Here is a 15,624-nt window from a genome sequence, read left to right on the forward strand (position 1 = left end):
CATCCCCGCCGCCCCACCGCCCTCACCGGAGACCGGTCCCATGCCCCTTCCGCTTCTCGAACCCACCCTGTCGGGTCCGCGCATCGTCCCGGTGCTGGTGCTCGACGACGTTGAAACCGCCGTGCCGCTGGCCCAGGCGCTGGTCGCCGGCGGCCTGACCACACTGGAAGTGACCCTGCGCACGCCCAAGGCGCTGGCCTGCGCCGAAGCCATTGCCGCCAAGGTGCCGGACGCGCTGGTCGGCCTCGGCACGCTGACCAGGCCCCAGCACTTTGCCCAAGCGCGCAGCGCCGGTGCGAAGTTCCTCGTCAGCCCCGGCCTGACCGACCGGCTGGCCGAGGCCGCCAAGGCGACCGGCCTGCCCTACCTGCCGGGCATCGCCACCGTGTCGGAGGCGCTGATCGCCTGGGAGCACGGCTTCAACGAGCTGAAGTTCTTCCCCGCCATGCTGAACGGCGGCGCGCCGGCTCTGCGCGGCATGGTGCCGCTACTGCCGGAGGTGCGCTTCTGCCCGACCGGCGGCATCAAGGCCGAGAACGTGCGCGAGATCCTGGCCCTGCCCAACGTCTTCGCGTTGGGCGGCACGTGGCTGACCCCGGCCGACGCCGTCAAGGAGCGGCGCTGGGCCGACATCGAGCGGCTGGCCCGCGAGGCCAGCGCCCTGGCGGCGAACGCCTGACAGCGGACGCGCCGTCGCCGGCACCATCGACTCCGCTTGCCCTCTCTACTGATATATTAGTATACTTAGCTGCACCATCCCCTCCCGTGCCCAAAGGATGCCTGACATGCACTCGCTGACCCGTGATCTGCTTGCCGGTGGCGCGCTCGACGTGGCGCACACCGCAGGCGCGCCGACTCTGCCCGTGACCATCCTCCAGGTGGGCGACGGCAACTTCCTGCGCGGCTTCGTTGATTGGATGGTGGATGTCGCCAACGGCGCCGGTGTGTACCGCGGCGGCGTCGCCATCGCCCAACCGCTCGGCCAGGGCGTGGCCGGCCTGCTGCAGGCGCAGGACAACCTTTACACCGTGCTGCTGCGCGGCATCGAGGAGGGGCGCGAGGTGGAAGCCCGCCGTGTGGTGAGCTGCGTGTCCGATGCCCTGAACTCCCACGCCGAGTGGGAGCGGATGCTGGTCCACGCCACCTCCCCGGCCTTGCGCTTCTTCGTCTCCAACACCACCGAAGCCGGCATCGCCGACAGCGACGAGCCCTACACGCCCGGCGTCTGCCAGAGCAGCTTTCCGGCCAAGGTCGCGGCGCTGCTGCACGCCCGCTACACGGCGCTGGGCGGCACGCCCGAAAGCGGTCTGGTGTTCCTGCCCTGCGAACTGATCGAGGCGAACGGCACGACCCTCAAGCGCATCGTGCTGGCGCACGCCAAGCGCTGGGGTCTGGAGCCCGGATTCGCCGCCTGGGTGGAGGCGCACAACCACTTCCTGAACACGCTGGTGGACCGCATCGTCCCCGGCCACCCCAAGGACGAGGCCGCCGCCCTGTTCGCCGCCTGGGGCTACGAGGACCGGCTGGCGGTGGCCGGCGAGCCGTTCCACGTCTGGGTGATCGAAGGCCCGGCCCACCTCGCCGAGGAGTTCCCGCTGCACAAGGCCGGCCTCAACGTGGTGTGGACCGACGATCTGCAACCCTACCGGACCCGCAAGGTGCGCATCCTGAACGGCGCGCACACGGCGAGCTCGCTGGCGGCCTTCTGCGCCGGGCTGGACACGGTGAATGCGATGATGGACGACGCCACCGTCGCCGCTTACCTGAACAAGGTGATGTTCGAGGAGATCGTGCCCTTCGTGCCGCTGCCCGAGGGCGAGCGCCAGCACTACGCCCGCACCATCATGGAGCGCTTCGGCAACCCGTACATCCGGCACGAGCTGATCTCCATCGCGCTGAACTCGGTGTCCAAGTGGCAGGTCCGCGTGCTGCCCAGCCTGAAGGATTCGGTCGCCCGGCATGGCGAGGCGCCCGCCGGCCTGTCCTTCTCGCTGGCGGCGTTGCTGCGCTTCTACCGGGGCACGATGGTGGACGGGGCCTACACCGGCACCCGCAACGCCGGAACCTACCCGATCCGCGACAACCCCGACGTGATCGCCGCCATGAACGCCGCGTGGTCCACCCACGGCGGCGATCCCAAGGCGCTGGCCGCCACGCTGCTGGCCGACACCCGGCTGTGGGGCGAGGACCTGACCCGGATCCCCGGCCTTGCCGTGCGCACGGCGGCCAGCCTCGCCGCCATCGAGGCCAAGGGCATGCCGGCGGCCATGGCCGAACTCGTTGGCGGCTGACGCTCGGCCGAACGATCACCGAGCCATCGACGGTACGCGCGCCGTGCATCCCCGGATGCACGGCGTTCGTGTGTTCGGAGCGTTCGTTGCGCCGGCGATTCCCGTGAGGTGAATACACCGAACATCCCCGGCACGCCGGCATGACCGGTCACCAGCCCAAGGTTCAGCGCTGCATTATGCTGCATCGCAGCAAAACATCCCGGCCAGCGCGCCCTCGTCAATTCATGCTGCACTTGCGAAGTAACCACCGCTTGCTTGAGCGCTGCATGCGGCATTTTGGACAAAAGACGCGGCCACCCAAATTCGTGCTTGCTCCGCAACTGATATATTAATATAACCAGATCAGCGAGGATCGCAGCGCTATTAAGCGCGGGCGGACACCCATCGCAAAGAATGCCGAAAGCCCACGATGGGCGCATAGGCGAGCACCGTGGCGCTGTCGAACGACAGGCAAGTGAGGACGACATGAAGAAGATTCGTGGATTGCGGTGGCAGATCCTCGCATTGATCATGCTGGGCACTGTGATCAATTACATCGATCGCAACACGCTGGGCATCCTCGCTCCGCAACTGAAGGAGCAGCTGCACTTCACGACGGAGCAGTATTCCTTCGTGGTGAGCGCGTTCCAGCTCTGCTACAGCCTGATGCAGCCGATTGCCGGCTATGTCACCGACCTGATCGGGCTCAAGCTCGGCTACTTCATGTTCGCCCTGATGTGGGGCACGGCCGCGGCGCTGCACGCGTTTGCTGGCGGCTGGCAGTCGATGGCCTTCTTCCGCGGCCTGCTGGGCGTCAGCGAGGCGGCGGCCATGCCGTCCGGCGTTAAGACCTCGACCCTGTGGTTCCCGGCCAAGGAGCGCTCGATCGCGACGGGCTGGTTCAACACCGGCAGCTCGATCGGCGCCATGATCGCCCCGCCGCTGGTCATCTGGATCTCGGTGACCTGGAGCTGGCAGATCGCCTTCATCATCACCGGCCTGCTGGGCGTCGGCCTGTCCCTGCTGTGGGTGGCCCTGTACCGCAACCCCGAGAACCATCCCCGCCTGACGGCCGAGGAACACGCCTACATCCTGGACGGTCAGGAGCATGTGCAGCTTCCCAAGCCCTCCGTGAAGAACGTGTTGGGCAAGCGCAAGTTCTGGGGCATCGCCGCCGCCCGTTTCCTGACCGAACCGGCGTGGCAGACCTTCAGCTTCTGGATCCCGCTGTACATGGTTAGCACGCGCGGCATGGACATCAAGCAGTTTGCCCTGTTCGCCTGGCTGCCGTTCCTGTTCGGTGACCTGGGCTGCATCCTCAGCGGTTACCTGTCGCCGTTCTTCGCCAAGCGGTTCAAGATGACGCTGGTCAACTCCCGCATCGCCGGCATCGGCGTCGGCGCGGTGTGCATGATCGGCCCGGCGCTCATAGGCCTGACGGTCAGCCCGATCACCGCGATCTTCCTGTTCTCGATGGGTGCCTTCGCCCACCAGATGCTCTCCAGCCTGCTCTACGCTCTGGTGACCGACACCTTCGAGAAGCAGGATGTCGCCACCGCCACCGGCTTCGGCGGCATGGCCGGCTACCTCGGCGGCATGATCTTCTCGCTGATCATCGGCCAGCTCGCCAACACCATCGGCTACGAGCCCCTTTTCGCCTGCCTGTCGGTGTTCGACCTGACCGCCTTCCTGATCGTCTATCTGCTGCTCGGTCAGCGCGGCAAGGCGATGGCGCCCGCCGCCCCGGCCGGCATGGCCGCCGCCGATTGATACGCCCCTGTCCAAGGCGCCGTGCCTTCCGGAGTACCGACCCGGAAGGCACGGCGCCTTCGTTTTTGGAGGCGCCAGCGTGGCGCATGAGGACAAGAAATGCCTGAATTTCCCGGCCCGTCGCCAATGGGGTTGCTCCACGGCTTTGGTAGCGCTAACATTTTATGGAAACCATGCGCCGGCATTGGCCTTGAGGAGTGACAGGATGCTGCGCCATCACGGTGAACGCCGGACGCTTCCGGCCCGACGGTCCGGACCATGACGGAAACGAATTCCCTCAGCACGCTGCCGGCTCCTCGCAAGCGGGTGCGCCGGGCGACGCAGCGGCTGACCATGACCGACGTGGCGAACGCCGCGGGCGTCTCGCCCAGCACGGTGTCGTTGTTCCTGCGCCGGCCGGAGGCGGTGTCGCCGAATCTGGCCGAGCGCGTGCGCCGCGTCATCGACGAACTGGGCTACGTGCCCAGCCAGGTGGCCGGCAGCCTCGCCGCGGCACAGAGCCGGACGGTGGCGGTGATCCTGCCTTCCATCATCAACTCCTTCTACGCCGAAACCTACAACACGCTACAAAACCTCTTGCAGGGTGCGCAGTACCAGACGCTGCTCGGCGTCAGCGACTTCAGCCCGGAGCAGGAGGAAGGACTGATCCGCGCCTTCCTCGCCTGGTCGCCGGCCGCGGTGGTCGTCACCGGCTTCCACCACACGGAGCGCGCCCGCGCCATACTGGCCGCGGCCGGCGTGCCGGTGGTCGAGATGTGGGACATGCCCGCCGGCCCTGAGGAAGCGGTGGACCTCTCGGTGGGCTTCTCGCACTTCGAGGTCGGCCGCCGGCAGACCGCCCACCTCTACGACGGCGGCTGCCGCAAGGTCGCCTACATCGGCGCGGCGGTGCACCAGGACCTGCGCGTGCGCAGCCGCACCGGCGGCTACGAGGATGAGGTACGCCGCCGCGGCCTGCACCCCTCCATCGCCTTCACCGCGCCGGATGCCGCCTCCACGCCCGTGGGCGTCTGGCTGATCGACGAGGTGCTGGCGGCCCACCCGGACATCGACGGGGTGGTCTGCTCCAACGACCTGTTGGCGCTTGGTGTGCTGTTCGAGGCGCGGCGGCACGGCCTGCGCGTGCCGGAGGATCTCGCGGTCATCGGCTTCGGCGACCTCAGCTTCGCCAAGGCGAGCCAGCCGGCGCTCACGACGATCCGCCCGCCGCAACGCGCCATCGGCCGTCTGGTTGCCAGCCAGGTATTGACCCGCCTAAACGGCGCCCCCGCACCCGCCAGCCATCATGCGCTGGAGTGCGAACTGGTGGTGCGCGACAGCACCCGGCCGGAGCGGCCGTGATGACGCGCTGGCGGAGCGCCTGTTCCACCGGCGCGGTGGCCGCGGTCGCCGGGGGAGCCGTGGCCTGGGACATCGGCGCGCTGGCGACGGCCCGGCTGGTCGCCGCGGCCTCAGTTCTGCTGTTCGTGGTGCTGGAGGCGACGGCGCTGACGCGCGGCAGCAAGATCATGCTGGCCGCCTGCGCCGCCGTCGCCGCGTTGGCTGGGCTGCTGCTGGAGGCGCCCGGTGCGGTGCTGCTGCGCGGGCTGGCCGGGGCGGCCTTCGTCATCGGGCTGTTCGCCACGCTGGGACTGCTGCGCGATGCCGCCGAAACCTCGGAACTGGTGCAGCGCTGCGGCCAGATCATGGTGCGGCAGCCGCCGGGACGGCGCTATCTGGCGCTGACGCTCGGCAGCCACCTGATCGCGGTGATCCTGAATTTCGGCGTGCTGACGCTGCTCGGCGTGCTGGTGACGCGCGGCAACACGCTGGAATCGGCCGGCGGCGACGAACGCATCGCCCGGATCCGCACGCAGCGCATGATGACCGCGGTGCTGCGCGGCTTCGCCTTGATGACCGCGTGGTCACCGCTGACCATCGCCTTCACCGTCACGGAATCGGCCATGCCGGGGCTGGACTGGGGCGTGCTGCTGCCCTTGCAGTTCGTGCTGGGGCTGCTGCTGGTCGGCTTCGGCTGGGCGCTCGACCGGCGCGCCTTTCCGCGGCCACCGCTGCCGGCGCAAGCGGCGCCGGCCATGGAGTGGGCGCCGCTGCTCGGGCTGACGGCGCTGATCGTCGGGGTGGTGGCGGGCTCGGTCGCGGTGGCGGTGGCGTTGTCGATCCGCCCGGTCGTCGGCGCCATGATGGTGGTGCCGGCCGCCGCTTGGCTGTGGCTGAGCGCGCAGCAGTGGCGCGCCGATGGGCCCGCAGTACCGGCGGTGGCGCTGTACCGGCTGGGCGGACGGCTGCTGGTCAGCATCCCGACCTTCCGCAACGAGTTTGTCATCGTCGGCGGCGCCACCTTCTTCGGCACGGTGGCGGCGGCACTGCTGCCGGCGGAGGCGGCGGCCGCGCTGATCAGCCGGATCCCGCTCGACCCGGCGCTGGTCATGGTGCTGCTGGTCTGGGGGATGATGGCGGCGGCACGCTACGGCGTGCCGCAGATCGTCAGCGTCACCCTGATCGGCCACGCGGTGGCCGGGCTGGAGCCGCTGGGCTTCCACACGCTGGTCCTCGCCAGCGGGCTGATGGGTGCTTGGGGGCTGTCCGCCTGCACCACCCCGGTGGGGGCGGCAACGCTCTGCGTGGCGCGCCTGTCCGGCGTCACCACGCGGATCGTCGCGCGGGAGTGGAACGGCACTTTCGTGATTTCCGGCGCCGTCCTCGTCGCACTGTGGATGCTGGCGTTGAGCGCGGTGATATAGAGCAGATTGCGGTACGGCCAGAAGCCCCCCCTTACGTCACCGGCGCCGGGTTGAACAGGGTCAGCGCGTTGCGCAGGCCCCAGCGGTCGGCCCAGGTCTGCGTGCGGCCGCTCGCCACGTCGAGGATCAGACGGAACAGCTCCCAGCCGACCTCCTCGATGGTGGCCTGCCCGGTGGCGATGCGGCCGGCGTCCACGTCGATCAGGTCATGCCAGCGCTCGGCCAGCGCGGTGCGCGTCGACACCTTGATCACCGGCGCCATGGCAAGGCCGTAGGGCGTGCCGCGGCCGGTGGTGAAGACCTCGACGTTGCAGCCCGATGCAAGCTGCAAGGTGCCACAGACGAAGTCGCTGGCCGGCGTGGCGGCGTAGAGCAGGCCCCGGCGCTCGGCCCGCTCGCCCGGCGCCAGCACGCCGACGATGGCGCTGCGGCCCGACTTGGCGATGGAGCCCAACGCCTTCTCGACCACGTTGGCCAGCCCGCCCTTCTTGTTGCCGGGAGACGGGTTGGCGCTGCGGTCGGTCTCACCGGCCGAGAGGTAGCGGTCGTACCAGTCCATCTCGCGGATCAGCGCGCGGCCGACCTCCTCAGTCGCCGCACGGGGCGTCAGCAGGTGGATGGCGTCGCGCACCTCGGTGACTTCCGAGAACATGACGGTGGCACCGGCGCGCACCAGCAGGTCGGCGGCGTAGCCGACCGCCGGGTTGGCGGTGACGCCGGAGAACGCGTCGCTGCCGCCGCACTGCAATCCGACGACGAGGTCGGACGCCGGGCAGGTCTCGCGCGTGCGCCGGTTCAACTCGGCGAGGCGCTTCTCCGCCATCTCCATGATCGAGGAGACCATGGCGCCGAAGCCGACGTGCCGTTCGTCCTGGAGCGTCATGACGCTGGTCTCGCCGGCAACGCCGGCCGGCAGCAGCCGTTCCGGCTGGAGCTTCTCGCAGCCCAGCCCCACCACCATCACCTGCCCGCCCAGGTTGGGATTGCGGGCGATGTTCTGCAGCGTGCGGATCGGCACCGCCGCCGCCGGCGCGTTGATCGCCACGCCGCAGCCGTAGGCGTGCTCGATGGCGATCACGTCGTCGACGTTGGGGTAGCGGGGCAGCAGCTCCTTCTTGATGCGCTCGATGGCGAAGTCCATCACGCCGGCCACGCATTGCACGCTCATGCTGATGCCCAGCACGTTCTTGGTGCCGACCGAGCCGTCGGGGTTGCGGAAGCCCTCGAAGCTGTAGCCCTCCAGCGGCGGCTGCGGCGCGGGCACGTTGGTGGCGAGCGGCAGGCTGTGCAGATCCGGGGCGCTGGGCAGCCGCACCAGCGATTCCTCGATCCAGCTTCCCTTCGGGATGGCGCGGGCGGCGTGGCCGATCACCTCGCCGTAGCGGAGGATCGGCGCGCCCTCGGCGAGGTCGGCAAGCGCCACCTTGTGGCCCTGCGGCACGAACTCGCGGAGCACGAGGCCGCAGGGGAACTCGGTCCCCGCGGGCAGGCCCAGCGCGTTGACGACGATGGCGACGTTGTCGTCGGCGTGCACCTTGATGGTGAGCGGCGTTTCGGTCATGGCGTGATTCCTTGAGAGCCCTCAGCCCTTGAACTTCGCGGCCAGCGCCTCGGAGGTGCGGGCCAGGATGCCGAGGTCGGAGCCGACCGCCACGAAGCTGCATCCCAGCTCCATGTAGCGGCGCGCCAGCGCCTCGTCCGGGGTGAGGATGCCGGCCGGCTTGCCGCCCCGGCGGATGCGGGCGATGGCGTCCTCGATGGCGGCCAGCACCTCCGGGTGCTTGGGGTTGCCGATGTGGCCGAGCGCCGCCGACAGGTCGCCCGGACCGATGAAGATGCCGGTCACGCCCTCGACCGCGGCAATCGCCTCGATGTTGTCCAGCCCCTTGCGGGTCTCGACCTGGACCAGCACCGCCATCTCCGCCTCGCAGAGCGTCGGGTAGTTCTTGATGCGGCCGAAGCCGCTCGCCCGCGGTGCCGCCGAGTAGCCGCGCACACCGTGCGGCGGGTAGCGCGTGTAGGCCACGGCGTTGGCCGCCTCCTCCGCCGTCTCCACGTAGGGGATCAGGAAGGACTGCACGCCGATGTCCAGGTAGCGCTTCAGCGTCACCATGTCGTTCCACGGCACGCGGACGACCGGATGCGTGGTGCCGCCCTTGGCGGCCTGGAGCTGGCTGTAGACCATCGGCAGCTCGTTGGGCGCGTGCTCGGTGTCGAGCACCAGCCAGTCGAAGCCGGAACCGGCGATGATCTCCACCGTCACGTGGCTGGAGAGGATCGACCACAGGCCGACCTGCAACCGGCCGGCTTCGATGGCGTGCTTGAAGGCGTTCTTGGGCATGTCCATGGGAGTTTCCTCGTCGTTCGTCAGGGCGCGATGAGGATCGCGCGGAAGTCGTTCACGTTGGTCAGGGTCGGACCGGTGACGACGCTGTCGCCCAGCGCCTCGAAGAAGCCGTGTCCGTCGTTGTTCGCCAGCGCGTCCTTGGGCTTGATACCGAGGCCCCAGGCGCGGGCCAGGCTGTCGGGGCCGAGACAGGCGCCGGCGATCTCCTCCAGCCCGTCCACCCCATCGGTGTCGCCGGCCAGCGCGTGCACACCCGGTTCGCCGTTCAGCGCGATGCCCAGCGCCAGCAGGAACTCCACGTTGCGCCCGCCGCGCCCGGTGCCGCGCACCGTCACCGTCGTCTCGCCGCCCGACAGCAGCACGCAGGGTGCGGCGAAGGGCTGTCCGCGCCGGGCGACCTGAAGCGCCATGCCGGCCATCACCGAGCCGACGTCGCGCGCCTCGCCCTCCAGGCTGTCGCCCAGGATGTGGGCGGCCAAGCCGGCGTCGCGCGCCACCATCGCGGCGGCCTCCAGCGCCATCTGCGGCGTGGCGATCATGCGCGTTTCGGCGCGGGCGAGCCGCGGGTCGCCGGGCTTGACGCTCTCGCCGCGGCCGCTTTCTAACACCTCCAGCACCGCCGCTGGAAGCTGGATGCCGTAGCGCCTGATGATCGCCAGCGCGTCGGCGCAGGTGGTGGGGTCGGCGACCGTCGGACCGGAAGCGATGTCCATCGGGTTGTCGCCGGGCACGTCGGAAATCAGCAGCGTGACCACCCTGGCCGGGTGGCAGGCGGCGGCGAGCCGCCCGCCTTTCACCGCCGAGAGGTGGCGGCGCACGCAGTTCATCTCGGAGATCGTGGCGCCGGATTTCAGCAGCGCGCGGTTGACCGCCTGCTTGTCGTCCAGCGTCAGCCCGTCCAGCGGCAGCGCCAGCAGCGCCGAGCCGCCGCCGGAGATCAGGCAGAGCACCGTGTCGTCGGGCGTGAGCCCCTGCACCATCGTGTGGATGCGCTGGGCGGCGAGCCGGCCGGCGGCGTCCGGCACGGGATGAGCCGCTTCGACGATCTCGATGCGCCGGCAGGGCACCGCGTAACCGTAGCGGGTGACCACCAGCCCGGACAGCGCGCCGGGCCAGTTGTCCTCCACCGCCCTGGCCATCGCCGCCGAGGCCTTACCGGCGCCGATCACCAGGAGGCGGCCCGAGGGCGGTTCCGGCAAATGCGGCGGCAGGCAGAGCGCCGGCTGGGCGGCGCTCACCGCGGCGTCGAACATCCGCCGCAACAGATCCTTCGGAGCGATGGTCATGGGCTGGGTGCTCCCTTACTCGGCCTTCTGGCCGATCTCGAAGTTCGCCATCAGTTCCAGCGCGCGGACCATGCCGGAGTGGTCCCACGCCTTGCCGCCGCGGGCGGCGCAGGCGTTGAACAGCTCCTGCGCGGTCGCGGTGTTCGGCAGGGCGACGCCCAGCGAACGCGCCGTGCTCAGCGCGAGGTTGAGGTCCTTCTGGTGCAGCTCGATGCGGAAGCCGGGATCGAAAGTGCGTTTGACCATGCGGTCGCCGTGCACTTCGAGGATGCGGGAGTTGGCGAAGCCGCCCATCAGCGCCTGCCGCACCTTGGCCGGATCGGCGCCGGCCTTCGCGGCCAGCAGCAGCGCCTCGCCGACCGCCTCGATGGTGAGCGCCACGATGATCTGGTTGGCGACCTTGGTGGTCTGGCCGTCGCCGTTGCCGCCGACCAGCGTGATGTTCTTGCCCATCAGCTCGAACAGCGGCTTGACGGTCTCGAACGCCTTGTCCGGGCCGCCGACCATGATCGTGAGCGACGCCGCCTTGGCGCCGACCTCGCCGCCAGACACCGGCGCGTCCAGGTAATCGCATCCCAGTTCGTTGATGCGGCGGGCGAAGTCCTTGGTGGCGACGGGCGAGATGGAGCTCATGTCCACGACGATCTTGCCGGCCGACAGGCCCTCGGCGACACCGTTCCTGGCGAACAGCACCTTCTCCACGTCGGGGGTGTCGGGGACCATGATGAAGACGATGTCGGCCTTCTCGGCCACCTCCTTGCCCGACGCACAGGCGGCGGCACCGCCGGTGGCCAGAGCGTCGGGCACGGGCCCGACGGTGTTGACGAAAAGCTGATGGCCGGCGGCCAGCAGATGGCCCGCCATCGGTGCGCCCATGATGCCGAGGCCGATGAATCCAAGCTTGCTCATGTCTCAATCCTCTTAAATTTTCCCCTCTCCCGCCCCGGGAGAGGGTGGCCGCGAAGCGGCCGGGTGAGGGGGAAGGCAAGGATCCTCGCAGGTACCCTCACCCTCCCATGCTTCGCATGGGTCCCTCCCCCTCCCGGGGCGGGAGAGGGGAAAAAAGCCCGTCAGCGCACCAGACAGGGGCGCTTGTTGTCGAAGGTCCAGTCGGGGACCAGGAACTGCATGGCCATGGCGTCGTCGCGCGCTCCCAGGCCGCGCTCCTTGTAGAGCTCGTGCGCCTTCTCCAACGCCGCCATGTCGATCTCGACGCCCAGGCCCGGCTTCTGCGGCACCTGAACGAGGCCGCCCTCGATGCGGAACGGTTCCTTGGTCAGGCGCTGGCCGTCCTGCCAGATCCAGTGGGTGTCGATGGCGGTGATCCGGCCCGGCGCCGCGGCGGCGACGTGGGTGAACATCGCCAGCGAGATGTCGAAGTGGTTGTTGGAGTGCGAGCCCCAGGTCAGCCCCCACTCGTGGCACATCTGCGCCACCCGGACCGAGCCCTGCATGGTCCAGAAATGCGGGTCGGCCAAGGGGATGTCGACCGACTGGAGCTGGATGGCGTGGCCCATCTGGCGCCAGTCGGTGGCGATCATGTTGGTGGCGGTCGGCAGGCCGGTGGCGCGGCGGAACTCCGCCATCACCTCGCGGCCCGAATAGCCGCGCTCGGCGCCGCAGGGGTCCTCGGCGTAGGCCAGCACGTCGCCCTTGCCCTTGCACAGGCGGACCGCCTCCTCCAGCGACCACGCCCCGTTGGGGTCCAGCGTGATGCGCGCCTTGGGGAAGCGCTTGGCAAGCGCGGTGACCGCCTCGATCTCCTCCTCGCCGCGCAGCACGCCGCCCTTCAGCTTGAAGTCGTTGAAGCCATAGCGCTCGTGCGCCGCCTCGGCCAGCCGCACCACAGCTTCAGGCGTCAGCGCCTCTTCATGGCGCAGGCGGAACCAGTCCACCTTGGAGTCCGGCTCGGAGCGGTAAGGCAGATCGGTCTTCCGGCGGTCGCCGACGTAGAAGAGATAGCCGAGCATCTCCACCGCATCGCGCTGCTGCCCTTCGCCGAGCAGCGCCGCCACCGGCACGCCGAGGAACTGGCCAAGCAGGTCGAGGAGCGCGGCCTCCAGCGCGGTCACCGCGTGGATGGCGATGCGCAGGTCGAAGGTTTGCAGGCCGCGCCCACCGGAATCGCGGTCGGCAAACCGACGCCGCGCCGCGTTGAGGATGTTGTTGTGGGCGCCGATCGGCTGGCCGACGACCAGCGCTTTCGCGTCCTCCAGGGTCTGGCGGATCTTCTCGCCGCCGGGCACCTCGCCGACGCCGGTGTGGCCGGCGCTGTCCTTGAGGATCACCACGTTGCGGGTGAAGAACGGCGCGTGCGCGCCCGACAGGTTGAGCAGCATGCCGTCGTGGCCGGCGACCGGCACGACCAGCATCTCGGTGACTTTAGGGGAGGATGAAGCGGACATGGGATCACTCACGGCAAAGGGGGATCAGGCGGCCTGGAGCAGCGCCTGCGTGTAGCCGAGCGCAAAGGCGAAGAAGCGCTCGCGGTCCGGGTCGAGGTCGGAGAAGGGCACGTGGTCGGGACAGAGGATTCCGTCGTAGCCGACCTCGCGGTAGGCGCGGACGCACGCCGCCATGTCGACCGAACCCTCGTCGGGCAGCGCCTCGCGGAAATCCAGGTAGCCGCCCTTGATGTTGCGGAAATGGACCATGAAGATGCGCTTCTGCGGCCCGAAGGTGCGGATCGCCTCCAGCACCGTCGCGGTGGGCTCGTCCGACATCTCGGCGATGGTGCCCTGGCAGAAGTTGAAGCCGAGCGACGCGCTCTCCGGCGCCAGCGCGACGAAGCGCTTCAGCCCGTCAAGCGAGCCCAGCACATGGTGGACGCCGTTGAGGCCCCCCGGCGGATAGGCCGGGTCGTGCGGGTGGCAGGCCAGCTTGACGCCGGCCTTCTCGGCGGTGGGGAGGATCGCCTCCACCAGATGCTCGATGGCGTTCCAGCCCTGGGCTTCCGAGATGCCGCCGGCCTGCGAGGCCATCACCTGCCCGCAGGTCTCGGCCCCACGGATATCGGCTGGGCCGCGCGCCGCTTGCTCCTCCGGCAGCACGGTGCCCCAGTAGGAGAAACGGGCGTCGTTCTCGGCCCGGTATTCGTCGGCTTTGAAGGTCGAGCAGCGCATGCCGCCCCGCCCTTCCACCTCGCCGGTCCGCGTGATGCCGACCATGGCGACCGTGTACTTCACCATGTCCACACCGCCGTCTGCGGCCGCCTGGATGTTGTGACAAAGCTCCCTCGCTTTGGCCGCCGCCTTTTCAGGGGCGCGCAGGCTGTCGAGCAGGAAGGAGCCGACGTCCAGCGCCATGCCGTCGAGCGTCAGGCCGAAGCCTTCGATCCGCTTGCGCTGGGCGGCGACCTTCCGGCCGTCCCACAGGCCGTCTTCGCCGATCACCGCATTGTTGGGACGGGTGTCGATGACGATCCCTCGGGCTCCCAGCTGCGCCGAAAGGCGCAACCGGTCGTCGGTCGGGTTGATGAGCTGTTCACCGATGTACATGGCCGGCCCCTTACTTCTTCAGTTCCATGCGCTTGATCTCGCCGACGACCACGAGGTAGCTGACCGCGGCGATCAACGCGTTGGCACCGACGAAGACCAGGGCGCCGTTGAAGGAGCCGGAGGTCTGGATGATGTAACCGATGACGATCGGCGTGGTGATCGACGAGATGTTGCCGCACATGTTGAAGACGCCGCCGGACAGGCCGGTGATCTCCTTGGGCGCGCAATCGGACATGACGGCCCAGCCCAGCGCGCCGATGCCCTTGCCGAAGAAGGCCAGAGCCATGAAGGCGACGATGACCCACTGCACGTCGGTGTAGTTGCAGGCGATCATGCTCATGGACATCAGCATGCCCAGCACGATCGGCGTCTTGCGGGCCGACGTCAGCGAGAAGCCCTTGCGCAGCATGAAATCGGACAGGACGCCGCCGAGGATGCCGCCGACGAAGCCGCAGATCGCCGGGATGGAGGCGATGAAGCCGGCGTTCAGCACCGACATGCCGCGGGCCTGCACCAGATAGACCGGGAACCACGTGATGAAGAAGTAGGTGATGGCGTTAATGCAGAACTGGCCGAGGAAGATGCCGACCATCATGCGGCTGGCGAACAGCTGGCGGATGTAGTCCCACTTGGCGCCGCCGTTGTCCGCCTTCTTCGCGGCATCATCCATGGTCACGAGGCCGCCGCCGCTGGCGATGTAGTCAAGCTCGGCCTGGTTGACGCGCGGGTGCTCGGCCGGGCTGTAGACGGTCTTCACCCAAGTGGCGGCGACCAGCATGCCCAGCCCGCCCATGACGCCGAAGGCCCAGGGCCAGCCGAAGGAATGGGTGAGCCAGCCCATCAGCGGCGCGAAGATCACCGTGGCGAAGTACTGGGCGGAGTTGAAGATGGCGGAGGCCGTGGCGCGCTCGTGGCCGGGGAACCACGCGGCGACCACGCGGCTGTTGCCGGGGAAGGACGGCGCCTCGGCGAAGCCCACCGCGAAGCGCAGCGCGAACAGCACCGCCACCGCCGTGGCCCCGGTCAGGAAGCCGACGAAGCCCTGGAACAGCGTGAACACCGACCAGACGAAGATGCTCGCCGCGTACACCCACTTCGACCCGAAGCGGTCGAGCAGCCACCCGCCCGGCAACTGGCCGATCACGTAGGACCAGCCGAAGGCCGAGAAGATGAAGCCCATCTGCGCGGCGTTGATGCCGAGATCCTTGGACAGCACGGGGCCGGCGATGGCCAGCACCGCGCGGTCGGCATAGTTGATCGCCGTGACGACGAACAGCATGACGACGATCATCCAGCGGACGTTCGTCTTGCGTGCCGCGGTGTCCGCGCTGACCGCGGACGTCAGGTTGGTAACGGCTTGGACACTCATTGGGGCTCCTCCTCGGGCCTGCCGTACGGCCGTGCGTGGTTGAACCTATGCGGTCCCACGAACAGTCCGCCAACGCGCTTTTGTTAGCGCTCACAATAGCGCTATGATTGTTAGCGCTAACTCAAACCGGACGCAAGGGGGATGCGACGTTTTGGCCGCCCACCACCCGGACTATCAGGCCAAGACATTGTATTGACTGATGTTTTTCTTTCGTACTATCACTAACCATCACAAGGGCGGGCTCCCTGCCCCGCCGGGCTCATGCCTTTGCCGAGCACAATCACCGGGAAGGCGGTAATGTTCCCGGCGGCGTCGGACACGGTCTCCCTTGCCGGTCCGGC

At 68.9% G+C, this 15,624-nt stretch carries 12 protein-coding genes; 5 read left to right on the forward strand and 7 right to left on the reverse strand.

What is annotated here, in order from left to right; translation table 11 throughout:
* Positions 1-40 precede the first annotated feature (40 nt).
* From eda to ACSVDD_RS19250, 5 genes are all read left to right on the forward strand, one after another.
* On the forward strand, positions 41-679 hold the full coding sequence (gene eda / locus ACSVDD_RS19230) for a bifunctional 4-hydroxy-2-oxoglutarate aldolase/2-dehydro-3-deoxy-phosphogluconate aldolase (RefSeq protein ID WP_448191001.1): 639 nt from the start codon (positions 41-43) through the stop codon (positions 677-679).
* A 106-nt stretch (positions 680-785) separates the two neighbouring features.
* On the forward strand, positions 786-2,291 hold the full coding sequence (locus tag ACSVDD_RS19235; RefSeq protein ID WP_448191002.1) for a tagaturonate reductase: 1,506 nt from the start codon (positions 786-788) through the stop codon (positions 2,289-2,291).
* Positions 2,292-2,756: 465 nt separating this feature from the next.
* A complete protein-coding gene (locus ACSVDD_RS19240) occupies positions 2,757-4,040 on the forward strand; it encodes an MFS transporter (protein ID WP_448191003.1) in 1,284 nt (427 codons plus the stop codon).
* A gap of 258 nt (positions 4,041-4,298) precedes the next feature.
* Positions 4,299-5,381, forward strand: coding sequence for a LacI family DNA-binding transcriptional regulator (locus tag ACSVDD_RS19245; RefSeq protein WP_448191004.1), 1,083 nt, complete (start codon positions 4,299-4,301; stop codon positions 5,379-5,381).
* On the forward strand, positions 5,381-6,784 hold the full coding sequence (locus ACSVDD_RS19250) for a hypothetical protein (protein ID WP_448191005.1): 1,404 nt from the start codon (positions 5,381-5,383) through the stop codon (positions 6,782-6,784). The genes ACSVDD_RS19245 and ACSVDD_RS19250 overlap by 1 nt, the downstream gene beginning before the upstream one ends.
* Before the next feature lie 31 nt (positions 6,785-6,815).
* On the opposite strand, the gene garD is transcribed toward ACSVDD_RS19250, so the two are convergent.
* From garD to ACSVDD_RS19285, 7 genes are all read right to left on the reverse strand, one after another.
* On the reverse strand, positions 6,816-8,345 hold the full coding sequence (garD, locus tag ACSVDD_RS19255; RefSeq protein WP_448191006.1) for a galactarate dehydratase: 1,530 nt from the start codon (positions 8,343-8,345) through the stop codon (positions 6,816-6,818).
* 21 nt (positions 8,346-8,366) lie between these two features.
* Positions 8,367-9,131: an HpcH/HpaI aldolase family protein gene (locus ACSVDD_RS19260; RefSeq protein WP_448191007.1), complete on the reverse strand. Its 765-nt coding sequence runs from the start codon at positions 9,129-9,131 to the stop codon at positions 8,367-8,369.
* A 20-nt stretch (positions 9,132-9,151) separates the two neighbouring features.
* Positions 9,152-10,417: a glycerate kinase type-2 family protein gene (locus ACSVDD_RS19265; protein ID WP_448191008.1), complete on the reverse strand. Its 1,266-nt coding sequence runs from the start codon at positions 10,415-10,417 to the stop codon at positions 9,152-9,154.
* Between the two features lie 15 nt (positions 10,418-10,432).
* On the reverse strand, positions 10,433-11,326 hold the full coding sequence (glxR, locus tag ACSVDD_RS19270) for a 2-hydroxy-3-oxopropionate reductase (protein WP_448191009.1): 894 nt from the start codon (positions 11,324-11,326) through the stop codon (positions 10,433-10,435).
* A 161-nt stretch (positions 11,327-11,487) separates the two neighbouring features.
* Positions 11,488-12,822 (reverse strand): glucarate dehydratase, encoded by a 1,335-nt coding sequence (gene gudD, locus ACSVDD_RS19275; protein ID WP_448191010.1) that lies wholly within the window; start codon positions 12,820-12,822, stop codon positions 11,488-11,490.
* 24 nt (positions 12,823-12,846) lie between these two features.
* On the reverse strand, positions 12,847-13,914 hold the full coding sequence (locus ACSVDD_RS19280) for a mannonate dehydratase (RefSeq protein WP_448191011.1): 1,068 nt from the start codon (positions 13,912-13,914) through the stop codon (positions 12,847-12,849).
* Positions 13,915-13,924: 10 nt separating this feature from the next.
* Positions 13,925-15,283 (reverse strand): MFS transporter, encoded by a 1,359-nt coding sequence (locus tag ACSVDD_RS19285; protein ID WP_448191012.1) that lies wholly within the window; start codon positions 15,281-15,283, stop codon positions 13,925-13,927.
* Positions 15,284-15,624: the final 341 nt, after the last annotated feature.

The organism is Azospirillum terrae, assembly GCF_053470425.1.

What these genes read in the sequence shown, in the direction of transcription:
- eda (WP_448191001.1), top strand. Translation starts at nt 41, where the DNA reads ATGCCCCTTCCGCTTCTCGAACCCACCCTGTCGGGTCCGCGCATCGTC.
- ACSVDD_RS19235 (WP_448191002.1), top strand. Translation starts at nt 786, where the DNA reads ATGCACTCGCTGACCCGTGATCTGCTTGCCGGTGGCGCGCTCGACGTG.
- ACSVDD_RS19240 (WP_448191003.1), top strand. Translation starts at nt 2,757, where the DNA reads ATGAAGAAGATTCGTGGATTGCGGTGGCAGATCCTCGCATTGATCATG.
- ACSVDD_RS19245 (WP_448191004.1), top strand. Translation starts at nt 4,299, where the DNA reads ATGACGGAAACGAATTCCCTCAGCACGCTGCCGGCTCCTCGCAAGCGG.
- ACSVDD_RS19250 (WP_448191005.1), top strand. Translation starts at nt 5,381, where the DNA reads ATGACGCGCTGGCGGAGCGCCTGTTCCACCGGCGCGGTGGCCGCGGTC.
- garD (WP_448191006.1), bottom strand. Translation starts at nt 8,345, where the DNA reads ATGACCGAAACGCCGCTCACCATCAAGGTGCACGCCGACGACAACGTC.
- ACSVDD_RS19260 (WP_448191007.1), bottom strand. Translation starts at nt 9,131, where the DNA reads ATGGACATGCCCAAGAACGCCTTCAAGCACGCCATCGAAGCCGGCCGG.
- ACSVDD_RS19265 (WP_448191008.1), bottom strand. Translation starts at nt 10,417, where the DNA reads ATGACCATCGCTCCGAAGGATCTGTTGCGGCGGATGTTCGACGCCGCG.
- glxR (WP_448191009.1), bottom strand. Translation starts at nt 11,326, where the DNA reads ATGAGCAAGCTTGGATTCATCGGCCTCGGCATCATGGGCGCACCGATG.
- gudD (WP_448191010.1), bottom strand. Translation starts at nt 12,822, where the DNA reads ATGTCCGCTTCATCCTCCCCTAAAGTCACCGAGATGCTGGTCGTGCCG.
- ACSVDD_RS19280 (WP_448191011.1), bottom strand. Translation starts at nt 13,914, where the DNA reads ATGTACATCGGTGAACAGCTCATCAACCCGACCGACGACCGGTTGCGC.
- ACSVDD_RS19285 (WP_448191012.1), bottom strand. Translation starts at nt 15,283, where the DNA reads ATGAGTGTCCAAGCCGTTACCAACCTGACGTCCGCGGTCAGCGCGGAC.